This window comes from Propionispira raffinosivorans DSM 20765, assembly GCF_000381065.1.
GTDB lineage: Bacteria > Bacillota > Negativicutes > Selenomonadales > Selenomonadaceae > Propionispira > Propionispira raffinosivorans.
In genome coordinates this window covers 16,506-34,642 of sequence record NZ_KB905852.1, presented here as the reverse complement: position 1 = coordinate 34,642, position 18,137 = coordinate 16,506, and the positions used below count along the sequence as shown (strand labels likewise).

The window sequence follows — 18,137 nt, the reverse complement described above, 5'->3', positions numbered from 1 at the left end:
AAAACGTCATCCGCAGGGGGATTTCTTCACGCCAAACTCTTATATATGGAAAGTTTATCTTCCTTAATTGCTTTCAATACCAAGCAATTTCATTTAAAGCCTGGACAGATCCCGTCTTTTGCAGATGAATTTCTTGACCTTCCTGCAGCCCCGTAAAAATCACCAGACAAGCATCCGACGTGGCGTTTTCCCTAATATAATCTACATCAAAATGCATGAGTTTATCGCCTTTTTTGATTTTCTGATTATTTTCGACAAATACCTCAAATCCTTTGCCACCAAGATTCACTGTATCTACGCCAACATGAAGGAGATAGTCGGTACCATCAGAAGATTGTAAACCAATTGCGTGTTTTGTTTCAAAAACAAACATAACTTCACCATCAGCTGGTGCAAACACGTCTCCATCGGATGGAGTTACGAAATAGCCATCTCCCATCATTTTACTGGCAAATGCTTCATCTGGAGCTTCCGTAATTGGTTTTATCAGACCCGTAAACGGCGAACAAAGAATATGTTTTTCCATCGCTGCTGTTAGGCCTGTCTGTTTTGCAGCTGCGCCAAGTTCAGAAACTTCATTTTTAATAACAGCTATTTCCAATGGCCCTGCCAATTCATCAGGAGCATTTTCGAGATAATCTTCAAGATTCGCTTTAATGACCGTCACTTTGGGTCCATAAATAATCTGCACGCCCTGCCCCTTGCTGATAACACCAACAGCGCCAGTCTGTTTCAACAGTTTTTCATTGACTAAAGTAGAAGTTTCTACGGAGCAGCGAAGCCTTGTTGCGCAACAATCTACAGATGTGATATTCTTTTTTCCACCCAATCCCTGAACAATAGCAGAACTTAAGGCATCATCACCACGTTCAACATTCGTCCCGCTCGCTTTTTGTGCGTTGACATCCGCTTTTGTATAAAGCTTTGTTTCTTCATCTTCATCCTCACGACCGGGTGTCTTGAGATTGAATTTTTTGATCAAGAACGTAAAAATGAAGTAATAGAGAAAGAAATAGAGAATGCCCACTGGTATAATATAGAGCCAGCTTGTTTTATCATTTCCTTGTAAAATACCGAAGATAAAGAGATCAAGCAAACCACCCGAGAAAGTTAATCCCACTGCGATATTGAGCATATGGGCAATCATATAGGCAGCACCGGCAAGTATAACCTGCACATAAAACAGCATAGGTGCTACAAATAAGAAAGAAAATTCAATTGGTTCAGTAATCCCCGTTAACATACAGGTGAGTGCCGCTGAAAGTAAGAGCCCGCCTGCGATCCTCTTTTTTTCCGGTTTTGCACAACGATACATGGCAAGTGCTGCTCCTGGTAAACCGAAAATCATAAAAATAAATTCACCAGAAAAGTATCTTGTCGCATCCGCATTAAAATGCGTTACATTAGGCGAAGCAAGTTGGGCAAAGAAAATATTCTGACCGCCCTGAATCAAACTCCCATCAACAACCATGCTGCCACCAACGGCGGTTTGCCAAAAAGGAAGATAAAATACATGATGCAGACCGAATGGAATAAGTGCCCGTTTTACAATACCAAAAATCAAGGTACCAATGTAACCAGTTCCTGTCACCAGTCCACCCAACGCAAATATACCATTTTGAACCACTGGCCAAATGAAATACATTACAATACCTACAAAAAGATACACAATGGTAGATATAATTGGTACAAATCTTGAGCCACCAAAGAAGGATAGTGCATCCGGTAATACGATTTTATGATAACGATTATGTAATGAAGCAACACCTAGACCGACAATAATACCACCAAATACGCCCATCTGTAAAGTGGGAATACCACAGACACTAGCAATCGTTCCTTCCAATACGCCAGGAGCCACTGTACCATTCGCTAGAACCTTACCGGTCAAAACGAGTACAGCATTAATCGAAACGTGCATAACAAAAAATGCTATCATCGAAGAAAGCGCTGCCACTTCTTTTTCTGCTTTTGCCATCCCAATAGCAACACCTACGGCAAAAATAATTGGCAAATTATCAAAAATAGCACTCCCCGCCTTACTCATAATAACAAGCAACGCATGAAGGATTGTACCATCACCTAAAAATTCTCCTAATCCATATGTGGAAATTGTTGTTGCGTTCGTAAAAGAACTGCCCACACCAAGTAACAAACCTGCTACTGGCAAAATTGCAATCGGCAGCATGAAGCTTCGACCAACTCTTTGCAGTACACTAAAAATTTTGTCTTTCATTGATTTCTTCCTTTCGTTTTGTTACAAGCAAAAAAGGCACCAACTACCGCGACGCACCAAAAAAGATGCCTCAATGATAGTTAATGCCTGCATAACCAGTAACACACTATATTATTTGTTTATTGCACTAGTATCATATACTATATCATTTCTGTTGTCAATATCGATCAAACTCATGCACAATATAAGTAAATAATATCTGACCTGGTTGAAATCTGTATTATCAAGGAAATTTGCATTACCTAAAAACCGCTTTTATTTTTCTATATATGACTCTTGCAGGATATATCCATCATCAATAGAATATTAATATTATGTAGTAATGTGAATAAAAATAATACACACTACTGCATAGATTACCTCCTCAGTTAAGTTTCAAAAATATACCATAGTAAAATGGGATTGTGTTTTCGCAACATATTTTGAAATTGAGAGGACGTGAACTGAAATGACAACGGATTTAAATTTTGATCTTCCGCAAGAACCCGGTATATATAAAATCTATCGTCGTGACAAAACGACCGGAGAACGAATTTATGTAGGCACGGCTGAAGTTGAATTCACACCCGTAGCGTCTAATAAAAAACCAATAATATAAAATTTACAAAATTATTTTTATGAAAACAAAAACCCCCAGACTTATCAAAGTCTGGGGGTTTTGCTTTCATAAAAAGGGTTCACTCAAGCAAAAATCTTAACACGCTGTTCGATTGGTAATTTTTCAATTGCTTTAACTGCCTGCAAAGGCTGACCAAACGGCATTTGCGCAATTAACTTCCAGCTTGCTGGTATAGCAAATGCTGCTTTTACCTGATCATCAATTAAAGGATTGTAATGCTGCAGATTTGCTCCTAATCCCAAGTCCGTCAAAGCCGTCCAAATAGCAAATTGAAGCATTCCATTGGCTTGTTGTGCCCAAATCGGGAAATTATCCGCATAAGCAGCAAATTGTTTTTGCATACCTTGGACAGTTTCTGTTTCATCAAAAAAGAGTACGGTCCCATAAGCGGCTGCAAATCCCTTTATTTTTTCTTCTGTAGCTGCAAAATTTTCGGCTGGTACAATTGCCTGTAAAGTATCGTGGGTAATATTCCATATTTTATCATGGTTATCCCCAAAAGCAACAACAACTCTTCCCGACTGCATGTTAAAAGAAGATGGAACTTCCTTTACCATATTTTCTACAACCTCAATAATTTGTGCGGGTGAAACTTCAATTTGTTTTCCCAATGCGTAATTTGTCCGACGATTAACCACTGCTTCTTTAAATGATCTCATTATAAAAAATCCCCTCTCTTTTCCTATCCATTTTCATTAAAAATATTTTTAACAACACACATTTTGAATCATAAATAAATGACTGTAATATCATTTTATGTCACACGCAAACAGCTTTCAATAAGTGTGTAACTTACTTTATGTAATTATATTATATCAATTACTTAAGTTTGTCAAGTAATTGATAGTAATTATTATTTTAAAAATTACACAAAGATAAATAAAAACCTCCCACCTGAAATTTCAAGTGAGAGATTTTCCGAAGTGACACGTTCAAACGTGTGTATTATTTATTGCAGTTCATTTAAACGTTGCTGAACTATAAAAAGTCGCTCAGCCTGGACTCCACCGTCTAAAGCCGAGAGTAAACTCAAATAAAAATCATCCGCCTGCCGGGTCATCTGAAGAATTAGTTGACTGCATTCGTTATCCACAGCATTTCCATAAAGATCCTTTAACCTTTTTTGCTCTTTTTGTAAATAAACATCCGCTAATGGCTTCAGCACCATTTCTAGCTCTTCACGCATTAACGTATGGTCATTTTTTTCAAAAAAAGATTTTGGATTTCTAAAATAAGCCAAAGCTTTTACAAACAAACCTGCCTGAATATCCTGAAATGCTGTTTCAAAGTCAATTTTGATTTGACCTTTAAATTCAAATAAAGAAAAAGATAGATCCGTGTTAATCTCAAAAAGACGTTCCATCAATCTATGCTGATATTCTACCGTTATTTTTTCCACAAAACGGTCAAGCCGCACAGTGGTTGCTCGCAGTTCCTGAGCAAAATCAAAACCAATTTGTTCGAGCAATTCCCCTAAAGCATCTTGCAAGGCTTTTTTTAAATTACGTCCATCATCCCGCAGCAACGTAGGATTAAATGAATCCTTAAAAAACTCGCCAAAGCGGAAAAATACTCGTTGCTTAATGTAATAAATTAATTCGTCGCATTCTTGATACAGACGATTTTGTAACGTTTCCACTGTTTGCCCGACCAAAACTTTTGTTATTGCCGCTTTTTCAGTTTGAATATGAGAAGACTTTTGCTGTTTTATCACAGCATCTTCTTGTGTGCTTGCAATGAGTTTCTCGACAACACGCGACACCCGATACAGTTCGTTTTCCGATGCAGCAACCGCCATATTCGCCAAATCACTAGTAATAAAATGATAAAAAGCATCTTCAAAGGCTCTCAGCCCCGATGCATCAATTGTACTTTTTTCTTGTTTTTCCCTAAGTGCCTGAATACTTGATAAAGGATATAAATGGGGATTTCTCACGCCATACTTTATAAGCTGCTGCTGAACATATTCAACTACAGTTTGCTTTTCTTCCTCATTCTCCGCCAAATCAATGGCATTGATCATAAAAAACATTTTATCCAACTGAAACGAATCTTTTACCCGCCCAAGTTGAATTAAAAATTCACGATCCGCTTTAGAAAAAGCATGATTATAGTACGTTACAAATAAAATTGCATCCGAATTTTTAATAAAGTCAAAGGAAACACCCGTATGACGTGCGTTGATTGAATCTGCCCCCGGTGTATCTACGAGTGTAATGCCCTGACGCGTTAATGGACAATCATAATAAAGATCAATCCATTCGACAAAACACGATTTTTCTTCCAGCGCAACATAATCACTAAATTCATGAACTGTCGTTGTAAGGACCGTACCGAGCTGTTCATAAAACAAAGCATAACCCCTGCTAACAGCCTTCAAAAATGTATAATTTGTCTTTTCAGCAGCCCCTTGCTGAGTCAAATCCCCCTGCAGTTCTTCGATTCGCTTACATGCATCAGCTAGGCTCTCTGCCGATAAATTAAATAATTTCAAGGCATGATTTACATCTTCCAGCATAGCATCTGCTGTCTTGACTTGAATGATAACCGTTCCATGCTGATAAGAGCCATGAATTGGCTTAATTTTATTGATCGCCGCTGTCATCGGATTTGGTGAAACAGGTAACACTCTCTCTCCAATTAAAGCATTGGCAAAAGAAGACTTTCCGGCACTAAACGCCCCGAATAATGCAACCGTAAAGCCTTTATGGCCAAGTCTTGCTGCTTTTTCCATCAGTTCACTGGCCATCTTTTTAAACCCTGGCAAGTCTTGAACTAACTGTGCTGTCTGCTTCAACTTTTCCGCAGTAGCTTTCATATGATCCACTGATTTATGCGGTATTTTATTTTCCCCCAACGCGACTGGCATATGCACAATATTTATTGCCTTTTTTTCTGTTACCCCGGTGAGGGTATCTCCAGAAATTACCTCAAACTCAACTTCACGTAAAGCAAATAAATTAAGGCGATCCACCGATAAATCAGGGGCTTCCTCACATAGCAACTTTTCTAGATTGTCTTTTAGTAAGCTGGTAATGGATTCTTGTTTTTTCAACTGTTTTAAAGCAGCAATATAACGCTCTAAGTGCACAGATTTCTCCTGCAGACTCGCCTGAATATCTACGTTTTTTTCCGCAGCAGCCTGCAAAATTTCGTTTTTAAGTGCCTTTAACACAGTTTTCACAAACGACTTAATGGCATGAGCCACATTCGCTGTATAATTTAAAACATATTCACCAGACAGACGTGCGCCCGGCTTCACAGCAGCTTCTAATAATTCATGCGGAAACTCAATATGAAAGTTCTGTATTTTTTCCAATAACTCTTTATTATCCACACGCGTACTGCGTAAAAACTGCAATAAGAAATCACGCAAATGCCATTCAATCTGCGACTTTGTTTTTTCGAGGATAGCCTTGTAGAAAGTTTCCAACCGCAATTGTCTTTCGCTTAATGTCTTTTGTTTTGTAAATAAAAAACCTACTTTAAATCCAGGATCACAAGCTGCAAGATAAGATTCCGCACAAGATCTGGTTTCAAACGGCATCAAGTAAGCATTGTCCATAATTTTATTGATAGAGGCATCAAAGTTGCTTTCCGCCTGCTCAGCCCCAAGTTCCGACTCATGTTTCGCTTTACATAGACTACTATACGTATCTTCTAAGGCAGCCTGATCCTCAGGCGATAATTCATGTAAGATATCCCGAAAATGTTGAAATTTTTGCTCAGCCATTTTCTTCGTGGAGACAAAATAATCCTGGATAATTTTCTGCAAAGAATTCTCTATCGACTGCAGCAATAAACTGTCTTTTGCCTGTAACCGCTCCGCCAAGTAAACTTGAAGTTGGGGAAATTCATTATATTCATGATCGTCTTGTTTTAATGATGTATAAAAAATATGCGCGGGCTTAACACCCCATGATAAAAAGGAATCCGCCACACTCTTTTTAAAGTCAGTAAAAGAAAGTTCTTGTTTAGAATGTTTATCAATTTGGTTAATGACAAGATAAAATTCTTTGCCAGCTGCAGTCAATGCCTTGGTAAACATAAAATTTAGTTCCGATTGCACATGATTATAGTCCATGACATATAAAATCAGATCCGCCAAATGAATTGCCGATTCTGTGGCCAGACGATGTGCATCATCTGCTGAATCAATCCCTGGTGTATCCATAATAACAGTCTTATCAGGAAGGCTCGAACTTATATGACTAATTTCAATTTCCTGAATTTGGTCGCCGTCCTTACAATAATTTTTCACCATTTCATAATCATAAGGAGCAAGATATAACCGCGGCTTTTCATTTTTAAAAAAGACCTTTACAAACTCTTGACCCTCTTTGACTTTTACAAGATTTGCACTGGTCGGAATCGGACTCGATGGCAGAAGATTCCCGCCTACTACACGATTGATCATCTTTGATTTTCCTGCCGAAAAATGACCGCAAAAAGCAATGGTAAATTCTTCATTCATTAATTTATCTGCTAATTGCTTAACTTTTTCCGCATTTTCCTGATCCTTGTGTTCGACTAAATATTCATAAGCCGCTAAAAGTTTTCCTTTTAACGATCGAATCTCCACCTGACGCTCCGTCGTTTGAACCATAAACCATTTCTCCTTATAAACAACTTCATAATACATATATTTTATACTATCAGGATATAAATAAGCAATCTTATATTATTCGTTATATAAAACATAGTATGATGAAATGAAAATGCACTACCGCATTTATCATCACTGTTATGAACTAAATAATCTTATGATTCTTGCATTCTTGTACCTTTACGTAGTAGAATGAATAAATTAATAACAACCAAAATATTATAGATGACCCTATGCTATAAAAAATTTAAAAGGAGAACATAATGATTGAACTACTCATAGAACTAGAAGACAGAATCGCCCATGGAAACTTTGAAACACATTTAATTGTGAGTCTCATCTGTTTGGGAATAGGCATTTTCATAATCCAAAAAACATTCTATAAACTACTCAAAATAATTACACAAAGGACCAATATTTCGTACGTTCTACTGCATCATGCATTTAGAGGAATACCCACGTTATTAGGCATTATTATTGGTCTTTACTTTGCTATGGATATCCTCGACATTCCACCTCGACCATTAGACTTTCTTCAGCATCTATTCCGCTCGCTTATCGTTATGACGCTAACACTCTTTACCGCCCATCTGTGTTCTACCTATTTTAAACAAAAAATAGGTAGAACATCAAATAGCTTCGGCGCTACTTCTATATTGCCTACAGCAATTGATCTGATCGTATACAGTATCGGTTTTTTAATTTTACTTGAAGATTTTGGGGTTTCAATTTCTCCGCTCCTTACAGCCTTAGGTATTGGCGGTTTAGCTACTGCTTTGGCACTGCAGGACACTTTAACAAATCTATTGTCCGGTATTAATATGCTGGTTTCTAAACAAATTAAAATAGGAGACTTCGTTAGATTAGCTACCGGTGAAGAAGGACAGGTCATCGATTTAAACTGGCGCAATACGACTATAAAGACACCTTCTGAAAATATGGTAGTCGTCCCCAATCAAAAAATCGCATCTTCTACACTCACAAATTATGCACAACCATTTGCTGAATGTTCCATCACGATTCCGCTTGGCGTTAGTTACGGAAGTAATTTAGCCTACGTAGAAAAAGTTACAATTGCTGTTGCCCATGAAATTCTCCAAGAAACGGACGGTGGCGTTACTAATTTTGAGCCTTATGTACGCTACATCAGTTTTGGTGAATCCAGTATTAATTTCTATGCAATTTTACGAGTAAAAACTTTCACTGATCAAGCCCTCGTCCGACATGAATTTATTAAAAGGCTTTATACTCGTTACGAAAAAGAAAACATTATTCTTTCGTTTACAAAAGGAAAAGTTTCCGATTCTATACCAAATCCAAACGAAAAATTGGAAACAATAACGCCTCCGGTAGTATCTAAGTCAAAATAAAAGCGGTCTGTAGAATTTGCTAATTCTTAGACAAACATAAAAATTAATATTATTTAATTCAACTAAAAATTTTAAGAGAGTTCTACATTGTTTCAAAATAATACATTTTTCAATACTCCATTTACCCCGTCTGTTTTAAATATTTCTTTATAATAACTTAGTTCGGTCTGGATTAATTCATCAATTACCCGCATTCCCAAAAGTTCCACTGGAGCCTTGTCATCGGTCAAAAGATAGTCACCTTTTTGATAAAGCTTCATATCCCTCTCAATATTATGCATCAAGTTTTTTAACGCACTATCTTTTAGCTGCATCGTATTTTGGGCAAAAGTTTCAGCAATATCCTTATTTTGCGTAGCAAACAATTCCCGATTCGTTCCTCTTGCCACATTCACTGTATAAACCTTGTCAAAAACATTTGCAATGGTATCTGATAAATACTGATTAATATTCCCCTCTTTTTCAGTATGCATATTCATATTTACGACCATAATACCATCTTTGGTTAAGTGCTTCTTGACCAGCGTAAAAAACTCTAATGAAGACATCTGAAAAGGTATCGTTATATCCTGATAGGCATCCACCATAATTACATCATATTTTCCATCCGTTGCATTCAAATAGGCTCGTCCATCATAGGTAGTCACCTTTATAGTATTGGGAAGTTTAAAATATTCACTTGCTAAATTCGTGATTTTCTGATCGATTTCTACGCCTTCAATGGACGTATTACTAAAATATTTTTGACATTGTTTTGCATACGTTCCCGTTCCCATACCAAGCACTAGAATTTTTGCATTTTCTTTGGCATTAAGACCGGACATGACCGGTGCTGCCAGTGCATAATCATAATACATTCCGGTCAAACTATCATCTTTTTTCATGATAGATTGAACACCGAACAGAACATTTGTCGAAAGGATTACACTATCATTGGTTTCTTTGACCTGAAGATAATTGTAAATCGATTCGCCTTCATATAAGAGATTATTTTCCCAAAATGCGAAACGATCAGAAGAACCAAATATGCTGCAAAGAATAAATAAAAAAACACTGATAATGCATTTTACTTTTTGCGTTTTTTTCTGGATAAAGTAGATCAACCCGAGCAATAGTAAAATTCCTGAAAACAATAAGAACGTAATAGATGTCCCAACGGCTGGAATCGTAACGAAGGTCGGTAAAAATGTACCAAGAATACTGCCAATGGTATTTACCGCTACAAGCGTACCCACAATCTTCCCACTATCAGCCAAACTATCTACTGTATATTTCACAAGCGAAGGCGTAACGGTCCCCAATAAAAAAAGTGGAAAGACAAAAATAAGCATACAAGATAAAAAGGCTGCCAAAACTAAAAAATTACTGTTTATAGTCAAAACCAGTGATGCTGATACAACTAAAATAACATATTTACCCAACAAAGGTATTGCGGCAATCCAAAGTGCGGCAATAATCAGCCGCATATATAATACGTCTGGATTAGGATTCTTATCGGCACTTCTGCCACCCCAAATATTCCCCAAAGCCATCGCAATCATAATCGTTCCAATAATAATCGTCCAGACAATCTGTGAAGAACTAAAGTACGGGGCTAAAAGTCTGCTTGCCGCAAGTTCAACCGCCATAACTGACATTCCTGCAAAAAACTCGGTCACATATAGGTAATATTTATTCGTTAAAATACTCCGTGATTCCATTTGTTTGCTCCTTTAATAAAAATTAAAATGTATTTAAGTTTCCTGATTACTTTAATAAGTATATACCAAAGCATAACCAATTACAGCTTCCTTCTATAAGCAAAATTCACTTACTTTCACCCACACACGCAAAAAACCTGTTTTCTATTAGAAATAGGTGCACATCGATAAAAAGCTGAACCTCAAAACACCGAGGTTCAGCTTTTTATGCATTTACAATTAAATCTTAAAGACGGAAATCGCCGCTTGCAATTCCTGCGCCATCTGCGCCAGGCTTTGGCTCGCAGATGAAATTTCGTCCATAGATGCGAGCTGCTCCTCAGCCGCCGCGGACACCATCTGCGATTCATCCGTAGATACTCTGCTGATAGCATCGATATTCTTCACAGAAGAATCAATACGTTGACTGCCATCAACGATTTTCTTGAGTGCCAGCTGAATTCCTTCCATCCCATCACTACTTTGATGCACAAGCTGGACAATTGATTTGAGACTACCACCGACCATATGAACGCTTTCAACGCCAGCCTTCACCTTTTGGTTGCCTTCCGCCATCGCAGAGACAGCTGCTTCGGTATCACTCTGTACTGTGATAATTTCTTCAGAAATCTTTTGCGCTGCTTTTTTAACTTCTTCTGCCAGTTTTCTAACTTCCTCTGCTACTACAGCAAAGCCTCGTCCCTGTTCACCAGCACGGGCTGCCTCAATCGCTGCGTTAAGTGCCAGTAAATTTGTTTGTGAAGCAATGCTGGAAATCGTTTCTGTAATCTGACCAATCTTTTGCGACTGTGCCCCCAGTTTACCGATAACTGCAGCGGATGATTGTACCGACTGTTCTATATCCTGCATATTACTTACCATGATGTCAACATCACTACTGCCACGCTCTGCATGTTCCGCGGCCTGCCTTGCTTCGGCTACAGCTTTACCACTATCCGCTGCAATCACTTCTACATTATTTTTCATCTCAACTGCTACGATAGACGCTTCTTCTACAGATTTCATCTGCTTATGCGCGCCCTCAGCTACATTGGTAATCGACCCGGCAACCTGGGTTGCTGCCTGCGCAGTCTGATGTGCACTTGCGGTTAGCTCTTCACTGGCAGCTGCCATGTGCTCCGATTGATCGGCAACTTTACGAATCAAAGCCCTCAAAGCATCCCGCATTTTATTAAACCCTGCTGCAAGTACTGCAATTTCATCTTCACCTGTAATATCAACTTTCTGCGTAAAATCACCTTCTGCAATTTTCTCTACATACTGTGTCAAAAGTTCCAACGGCTGCGCCATGCGCTTAGCGATGATCCACGTTGCCAATACCACGATAATAAGTGCTAGTAATGTACCGAAAATAAAGATCCAACGCAAAGTAGCCAGTGGCGCATACGCCACAGAAATCGGAATATTGATTCCCAAGAGCCACTGCGTGGATGGTACTTTTTCAAAAACTAATAAATAGTCTTTACCATTCATTTTATAAGACGAAATTCCCTTATCCTGATTTTCCGTTCCCTTTAAGACCTCATAAATTGGTTTGAGAGCCTCGACATCTTTGATATTTTTATTTTGTACCGATTCTTCTGAATAAGCTAGAATCGTGCCTGATTTATTTAATAAAAAAGCAAAACTGTCATCAAAAGGACGAATTTTCGCTATAGTACTAAATACGGTATCCATAAGCACATCGGCTGACAAAACGCCGCGAATCTCTCCCGTCGACGTTTTCATTGGTATCCCCACTGGAAGTGCCATTTTTTTTGTAACACCATCTAAATACGGCTCACCAAAAGTCAACCCATTTCCCGCAATTGCATCTTTATACCAAGAACGCGTACGTGAATCGAAATCTGCTGGTGGTATCCAAAGTTTACCATCGATTATTTTACCGTCTGAATTTTGTCCAAAATATAAATCACTGATTTCTTTATCCGCCTGATCAAATCCCAAAAGCATTGGCAGTGTAACCATGCCGTCACCAGCTAATGACTGAATAGTCATTGCCTTAGTCTTTACAACAGCGGCTTTTCCATAAAGCCATCCATCAAGATCCTTCGTCGAAGCATCTACGATCGCTTTCGCACCTTTCTCTATTTCATTTTTCAACATCTTCTCCGTATAAAAATAGGCTGAGCAGGAAATAAGCACCAGCAACGTTGCCATCAAGAACGAAAAGATAAGCATTAGTTTTTTTTTCAGATTCATATATAGCCCTCCACCCGTAAATAATGCAGTGTAAAAAAAAAGACTATGGAGTACAATTGTATCCCATAGTCATCATTGACCAACAAAATCTTTTACTTCTGCTTGTTCAATATTTTACCGCATCGCGGGACTTTTGTCCATGACAAACTCAAATGCTTGTTAAAGTTTCCAATATCTTAACAAAAATTTAACAAGCTAACAAAGTGGTAATAACAAAAATTTTATGTACTCGAGTCATTTATACTCTGCGCACTTTCCATTCCGTTTTTACTTTTATTCGTTCAATCTTGACCTCGGGTAATTTTTTTTTCGCTGCTACATATTTTTCAAATTCCGAAATATTCATCCACTTCTCTTGCAGCGGATAAGCATAATCAAAAGCATAACCACGAACACATCCAAAATCATCTTTATATGCAACCGTAATATGTTTCAATCTGTAAATCTCAAAATAAGATGCTGCTATTATTACTAGTGGTATTAATACAATCCAAACATTCATTGCATAGCCTCCTTAGATGGATCTTTACGGACTCGTTCCTTTATTTTGCAAATTCCTTATTGCCCCTTAAATGACTCAGCTAAATATTTCAGCATTGCTTTTAAACTGTGCAGTTAAAAGGAACACTAGATGGATGCCTTTGACATTTACTTAAATATATTTTATGTTTTTTCTACTCAAACGTTCCCAAAACAACAGCTTTCCCAGCATTAACCATATGTTGTCCTTTGGCCCAAACATGCTGCAAAACAAATTCATCATCAATAATTGTAAAATCAGCATCACTGCCTACTTGGATACTGCCTTTTTGCGGCCATATTTTTAAAATCTTAGCTACATTTGTGGTAATAATTTGAACTGCATCACTGATTTCAATACCTTCTAGTTGAACCATATCCCTGAATTCTTCTAGCATTGAAAATTGACTAGCAACCCCAACCCCGATTGTATTGCCCTGTTGATCAAATATTGGCATACTGCCATTTCCATCGGAACTCATCGTAATTTGACTTAAGGGAACACCCGCATCCAGTGCTTTTTTCACAGCTTGGCTTGGCTTAATGGCTTTCACTGAACCACTTGCTGGACTCACACCGGATGTGATATCCATCATGCCTCCTTGTTTTGCCCATTCAATGCTTTGTGCAAATAACTCTTTATTCCGATTAACATGAGTCGGTAAAAATTGTGATTTTGGAATTTCACCATTGGCTGTTATTTCAAATAGCAACTTCATGCCATCTTTTCCATCCCCCATATGCATATCAATAATTCCAGCTTTAGCACTTAGCATACCGCCGACTCTAGCTTCTGCAGCAATTTTTTGATACTCATCTTTGGTTGGCTGCGCCGAACGATGATCTGCCATCGCCAGTTCACCTGCACCAATAATCTTATCAATGATGATAATATCTTTTCGCACACTGCCCGTAATGGTTGGTGTGGGAATTTCATATGCACCAGTATAAATATAAGTGGAAAGACCTTCTGCTTCTAAGCCACGAGCTTTTGCCAGTAAGCTCTCTACATGCCGTGTTACTCCATCTGTACCAAGGCACCCTACCAATGTAGTCACACCCGCAGTAGTTACTTTAGACAGTACAATTTCTGGTGTGCGCGTAGCATAACCACCTTCTCCACCTCCACCAATCATGTGAACATGACTATCAATAAAACCTGGCATTAATGTATGACCTGACAAATCAATTTCTTCAACACAATAACCTTGTGGTATTGTTAGATTTCTTCCAATCGCGGCGACCTTATCACCAGCAATTAAAATATTTTGACAGCCTAAATCATTTGGTGCAACTATCTTCACATTCCGCAATAACGTGAAAAAAATTTTAGATTGTATCATATTCTCGCCCCTTTATTTTTTAATAAAAACATTTTCAAAAAAACATTAAAATAAATCTCATAAACCATATAGACAGTAATGCATTAATTACACAAATCCCTAATATAGCCGCATAATGTTTTGTATTCACATTAGCAATTCCTAAGCAGCGTCCAATATTCTGTACAGGATTCCCCATTAAATAAATTGCCGGAACAAGCATTGTAACCTGTGTTGCATCAAGATTCGCTCCTGTATAAAGGCCTACCGCTACACCAATCGCCCCGCCCATACTCATAAGTGACGTTATAATGACAGTTGCAGCTTCGCCCGGAAGTCCCCAAAGTGCCATAATCGGAGCAAAAACAATACCAATTAATTTCAAAAGACCCGTGACGTCCAGCACTCGAATAATGACAAATGCCATCACTACGTTTGGTAAAAGACTCGTAGTTCCAATCGTAAAACCACGCTGAGCTCCTTCAATAAATAAATCAAGAATATTTTTCTTTTCTACTGTCACATCATCATTCGTTGCCATTTTTAGCACCTCCACTCAATCTATTTCTTAAAACAAATTTAAAATATAATCGCAGTAAATTCGCACCAATTACTTTAAACAGTAACATAACCAATATTGGCACAATAATCGGCACTAGCATAAACGAAAATACTGCTGGTCCCGAAGAAAAATAGTTTGTAATAAATGCACTCGCACTAGTCTGATATGCAATAATCACCGAACGTTCTTCATCCGTAATTTCACCTAAATCTACCAATTCTTTAACCATGCCTGCCGCCGCATCGGTACTTTGCATATTTGCAATATTTGCTAAGGCAGCAACCCCTGGAATACCAAGTAATGGACGCAAAATAGGTGACATTATTTTTTGTGCTGCTTTTAATCCACCCAAACCATCTACCACATTAACAAGACCTAATGCTAAAATAACGGCTGGAATTAATTCCAAGGCAAATAAAAAACCATCGCGCGCACCAGTTCCCCCAGCACCACGAAACGTAAAAACTTTTTCGACGCCTTCAATTTTCCCAAAAGATCCATTTAATACATTAAAATCAAAAACACGTAACCATCCGTCATATGATGAAAATATTCCTGAAAACACTAAAACAGCAAAAAAGAATGCCACATATCCAATCCACGGTACCTTTAGTTCTCCTTCATTTTCTTTTTTCATCTGTTAATTGACCTCCCCAGTTTATAAAAAAATAATTTACAGCTACATATACAGCAAATTATGTGCCAAGTTTTAAAATATTTAAAAAACTTTAAACTTATGATAAAATAAAGGCGTTTTAGGCGTATTACCTATATTTACAAATATTCAGCTTACTATACTTTAATACTTATACCCTTTCCATGAATCATAAAAGCAGGATTTCTTTACAATAAGGTAAATGATATATATAACCCCTTTTATTTCCCTTTTAAATCCCTTAAAGTTAATTTGCAGCAGGAGGTATCCACCGTCTACATGAAAAGTTTAGTTGTTATTGCTATTGGAAAAAACACAGCCCTTGCCTGTCGCGAACAATTACACCGACTTTTAGGTAATCAAGTAAATGTTAGTCATTATTATGCCGAAGGAAGCCTGCCTCACAATATAAAAGCCGATCTTATTTTATTTGCGAGTCAGCTTGCTTATCGAAGAACTAAACCGTATGTAAATAAAACATGTCCGATTTTAATTGCTAGAAGATCCATTAACTATCATGAAGTAAATAAACTTTTTCAAATATCGGCTGGAACTGACGTCCTATTAGTTAATGACTCATTAGCAAGTGCCAATCAAACCATTGCACTCCTGCAAACGCTGGGTATTGACCATATTAACTATTACCCGTTTGCACAGGGACTAATAAGTTATCCAAGATTAAAAATCGCAGTAACACCCGGTGAAAAAGAACGAGTTCCTGATTTTGTCGACGAAATCATTGATATAAAAGCCCGTCTAATTGACATCACAACACTAGTTGAATTGCTACTTCAATTGCGTTTATTGGATTTATATGCAGAGTTTCTCTCCGCAAATTACATGCAAGATATACTTCAACTAATAAAAAATGGAAACCAAATGATTTATGAAAGCAATAAAATGAAAACCCAACTCGAAACGATTCTAAATACCGTTCATGATGGTATTATCGCGACAGATGAAATGAGACAAATTTCCGTATTTAATCCAATCGCGGAAAAGCTGCTTCACGTTCAAGCACAGAATGCATTACACTCACCTATCGATAAAATAACCAATCCAAATATTCTACAAATTTTCCAAGAAAAAATGAATTCACAAGAAGCTTTGCTAAAAATAAATGGACATCATCTCCTCGTAAACGTTTCCACACTGTATCCTGAAACAAATGATAATAGCAAAGTTTATACATTTAAAGATGTATCCGAAATAAGAAGATTAGAAGAATCGGTCCGGCGTAAATTGCTCCAAGAGCACAATGTTGCCCGCTATACATTTACGCAAATTGTCGGTCAAAGTAAAAAAATTCGGCAAACACTAGAAATCGCCAAAAAAATGTCACATTCTGACTCAACAATCTTAATTCAAGGTGAAAGCGGTACTGGTAAAGAACTGATTGCTCAAAGCATACACAATGCTTCACCTCGCCATGCCGGCCCATTTATTGCCGTAAATTTTGCTGCACTCACCGAAAATCTACTTGAATCAGAACTGTTCGGTTATACTGAGGGAGCTTTTACAGGTGCTAACAAAGGTGGTTCTTCTGGTTTATTCGAAACTGCTCATAAAGGAACTATTTTTCTCGACGAAATAGGTGATGCACCGCTTCCTTTCCAAGTAAAATTATTGCGCGTTTTACAAGAACAGCAAGTTCGACGCGTTGGCAGTTCAAATCTAATCCCGATTGATGTTAGAGTGATTGTCGCCACCAATCAAGATTTAAAGCCATTAATAAAAAAAGGATTATTTCGTCAGGATCTGTATTATCGACTAAATGTACTGCCCATTAAAATCCCACCCCTTCGAGAGCGTGTGGATGACATTCTTTTATTATGCAAAGTTTTTTATCAAAACTATACCCATAACAAAGATACTAATCAAGCTACTATGTACTTTCAATATATAGCTCCTTATCTTTTGAAATACAACTGGCCGGGAAATATTCGTGAACTACAAAACATCGTAGAATATCTGCTGAATATTTGTCAAAACAAACCACCGCACTTTACTGACTTGCCAGAAGAACTCCAAAACAGTTGCAATTTTAAACCTTCGGCAGCAAAAAATAAAAATCAGCTAAAAACATCTATATGCCAAGAAATAAAACAAGCTAATCAGGAAAACCGTTCAATCGGTCGTCGCTCATTAGCACAAAATTTAATCATTCCAGAAAATCAAGTACGTATTTTATTAGAAGAATTGGCAACAGAAACTTGGATTATTTCACAAAAAGGACGAAGTGGTTTAAAAATAAACCCTCTGTATGAAAATAAACAATATCATGCTCCCGATTCTTTCGATAAAATATGAGTTTCATCAAAACCTCCATAAATTTTCCTTTAAATT

At 37.6% G+C, this 18,137-nt stretch carries 12 protein-coding genes; 3 read left to right on the top strand and 9 right to left on the bottom strand.

The annotated features are described in order from the left end of the window. Nucleotides 1-73: 73 nt before the first annotated feature. The gene (locus F606_RS0111570; RefSeq protein WP_019554055.1) at nucleotides 74-2,236 is read right to left on the bottom strand and encodes a PTS sugar transporter subunit IIABC; all 2,163 of its coding nucleotides are present in this window, start codon (nucleotides 2,234-2,236) and stop codon (nucleotides 74-76) included. Between the two features lie 448 nt (nucleotides 2,237-2,684). Here F606_RS0111570 and F606_RS23220 point away from each other — a divergent pair, with 448 nt between their 5' ends. Continuing rightward, nucleotides 2,685-2,834: a hypothetical protein gene (locus F606_RS23220; RefSeq protein ID WP_019554054.1), complete on the top strand. Its 150-nt coding sequence runs from the start codon at nucleotides 2,685-2,687 to the stop codon at nucleotides 2,832-2,834. Between the two features lie 83 nt (nucleotides 2,835-2,917). Here the strand turns inward: F606_RS23220 and F606_RS0111560 are convergent, their stop codons facing one another. Together F606_RS0111560 and F606_RS0111555 are read right to left on the bottom strand one after the other, a co-directional pair. Further along, nucleotides 2,918-3,514, bottom strand: coding sequence for a nitroreductase family protein (locus F606_RS0111560; RefSeq protein ID WP_019554053.1), 597 nt, complete (start codon nucleotides 3,512-3,514; stop codon nucleotides 2,918-2,920). A 290-nt stretch (nucleotides 3,515-3,804) separates the two neighbouring features. Continuing rightward, nucleotides 3,805-7,461: a dynamin family protein gene (locus F606_RS0111555; RefSeq protein WP_019554052.1), complete on the bottom strand. Its 3,657-nt coding sequence runs from the start codon at nucleotides 7,459-7,461 to the stop codon at nucleotides 3,805-3,807. 263 nt (nucleotides 7,462-7,724) lie between these two features. Here F606_RS0111555 and F606_RS22725 point away from each other — a divergent pair, with 263 nt between their 5' ends. Next, nucleotides 7,725-8,831 carry a mechanosensitive ion channel family protein gene (locus F606_RS22725; protein WP_019554051.1) on the top strand — a complete coding sequence of 369 codons (1,107 nt, stop codon included), beginning with the start codon at nucleotides 7,725-7,727 and terminating at the stop codon, nucleotides 8,829-8,831. A 92-nt stretch (nucleotides 8,832-8,923) separates the two neighbouring features. On the opposite strand, the gene F606_RS0111545 is transcribed toward F606_RS22725, so the two are convergent. The 6 genes from F606_RS0111545 to F606_RS0111520 form a co-directional block, all read right to left on the bottom strand. Continuing rightward, nucleotides 8,924-10,531: a spermidine synthase gene (locus F606_RS0111545; RefSeq protein WP_019554050.1), complete on the bottom strand. Its 1,608-nt coding sequence runs from the start codon at nucleotides 10,529-10,531 to the stop codon at nucleotides 8,924-8,926. Nucleotides 10,532-10,750: 219 nt separating this feature from the next. Then, entirely contained in the window at nucleotides 10,751-12,733 is a 1,983-nt protein-coding gene (locus F606_RS0111540; protein ID WP_019554049.1) for a methyl-accepting chemotaxis protein, read from the bottom strand. Nucleotides 12,734-12,971: 238 nt separating this feature from the next. Further along, nucleotides 12,972-13,235 carry a hypothetical protein gene (locus F606_RS0111535; protein ID WP_019554048.1) on the bottom strand — a complete coding sequence of 88 codons (264 nt, stop codon included), beginning with the start codon at nucleotides 13,233-13,235 and terminating at the stop codon, nucleotides 12,972-12,974. A 172-nt stretch (nucleotides 13,236-13,407) separates the two neighbouring features. Continuing rightward, nucleotides 13,408-14,595: a beta-aspartyl-peptidase gene (iadA, locus tag F606_RS0111530; protein WP_019554047.1), complete on the bottom strand. Its 1,188-nt coding sequence runs from the start codon at nucleotides 14,593-14,595 to the stop codon at nucleotides 13,408-13,410. Between the two features lie 34 nt (nucleotides 14,596-14,629). Beyond that, nucleotides 14,630-15,115 (bottom strand): YjiG family protein, encoded by a 486-nt coding sequence (locus tag F606_RS0111525; protein WP_019554046.1) that lies wholly within the window; start codon nucleotides 15,113-15,115, stop codon nucleotides 14,630-14,632. Continuing rightward, nucleotides 15,102-15,773, bottom strand: coding sequence for a nucleoside recognition domain-containing protein (locus F606_RS0111520; RefSeq protein ID WP_019554045.1), 672 nt, complete (start codon nucleotides 15,771-15,773; stop codon nucleotides 15,102-15,104). The genes F606_RS0111525 and F606_RS0111520 overlap by 14 nt, the downstream gene beginning before the upstream one ends. Nucleotides 15,774-16,070: 297 nt before the next feature. Here F606_RS0111520 and F606_RS0111515 point away from each other — a divergent pair, with 297 nt between their 5' ends. Then, a complete protein-coding gene (locus F606_RS0111515) occupies nucleotides 16,071-18,101 on the top strand; it encodes a sigma-54 interaction domain-containing protein (RefSeq protein WP_019554044.1) in 2,031 nt (676 codons plus the stop codon). Nucleotides 18,102-18,137: the final 36 nt, after the last annotated feature.

Bases quoted from the DNA above. Each gene is read 5' to 3' on its own strand.
- F606_RS0111535 (WP_019554048.1), bottom strand. From the start codon at position 13,235: ATGAATGTTTGGATTGTATTAATACCACTAGTAATAATAGCAGCATCT.
- iadA (WP_019554047.1), bottom strand. From the start codon at position 14,595: ATGATACAATCTAAAATTTTTTTCACGTTATTGCGGAATGTGAAGATA.
- F606_RS0111555 (WP_019554052.1), bottom strand. From the start codon at position 7,461: ATGGTTCAAACGACGGAGCGTCAGGTGGAGATTCGATCGTTAAAAGGA.
- F606_RS0111515 (WP_019554044.1), top strand. From the start codon at position 16,071: ATGAAAAGTTTAGTTGTTATTGCTATTGGAAAAAACACAGCCCTTGCC.
- F606_RS22725 (WP_019554051.1), top strand. From the start codon at position 7,725: ATGATTGAACTACTCATAGAACTAGAAGACAGAATCGCCCATGGAAAC.
- F606_RS0111545 (WP_019554050.1), bottom strand. From the start codon at position 10,531: ATGGAATCACGGAGTATTTTAACGAATAAATATTACCTATATGTGACC.
- F606_RS0111540 (WP_019554049.1), bottom strand. From the start codon at position 12,733: ATGAATCTGAAAAAAAAACTAATGCTTATCTTTTCGTTCTTGATGGCA.
- F606_RS0111525 (WP_019554046.1), bottom strand. From the start codon at position 15,115: ATGGCAACGAATGATGATGTGACAGTAGAAAAGAAAAATATTCTTGAT.
- F606_RS23220 (WP_019554054.1), top strand. From the start codon at position 2,685: ATGACAACGGATTTAAATTTTGATCTTCCGCAAGAACCCGGTATATAT.
- F606_RS0111560 (WP_019554053.1), bottom strand. From the start codon at position 3,514: ATGAGATCATTTAAAGAAGCAGTGGTTAATCGTCGGACAAATTACGCA.
- F606_RS0111520 (WP_019554045.1), bottom strand. From the start codon at position 15,773: ATGAAAAAAGAAAATGAAGGAGAACTAAAGGTACCGTGGATTGGATAT.
- F606_RS0111570 (WP_019554055.1), bottom strand. From the start codon at position 2,236: ATGAAAGACAAAATTTTTAGTGTACTGCAAAGAGTTGGTCGAAGCTTC.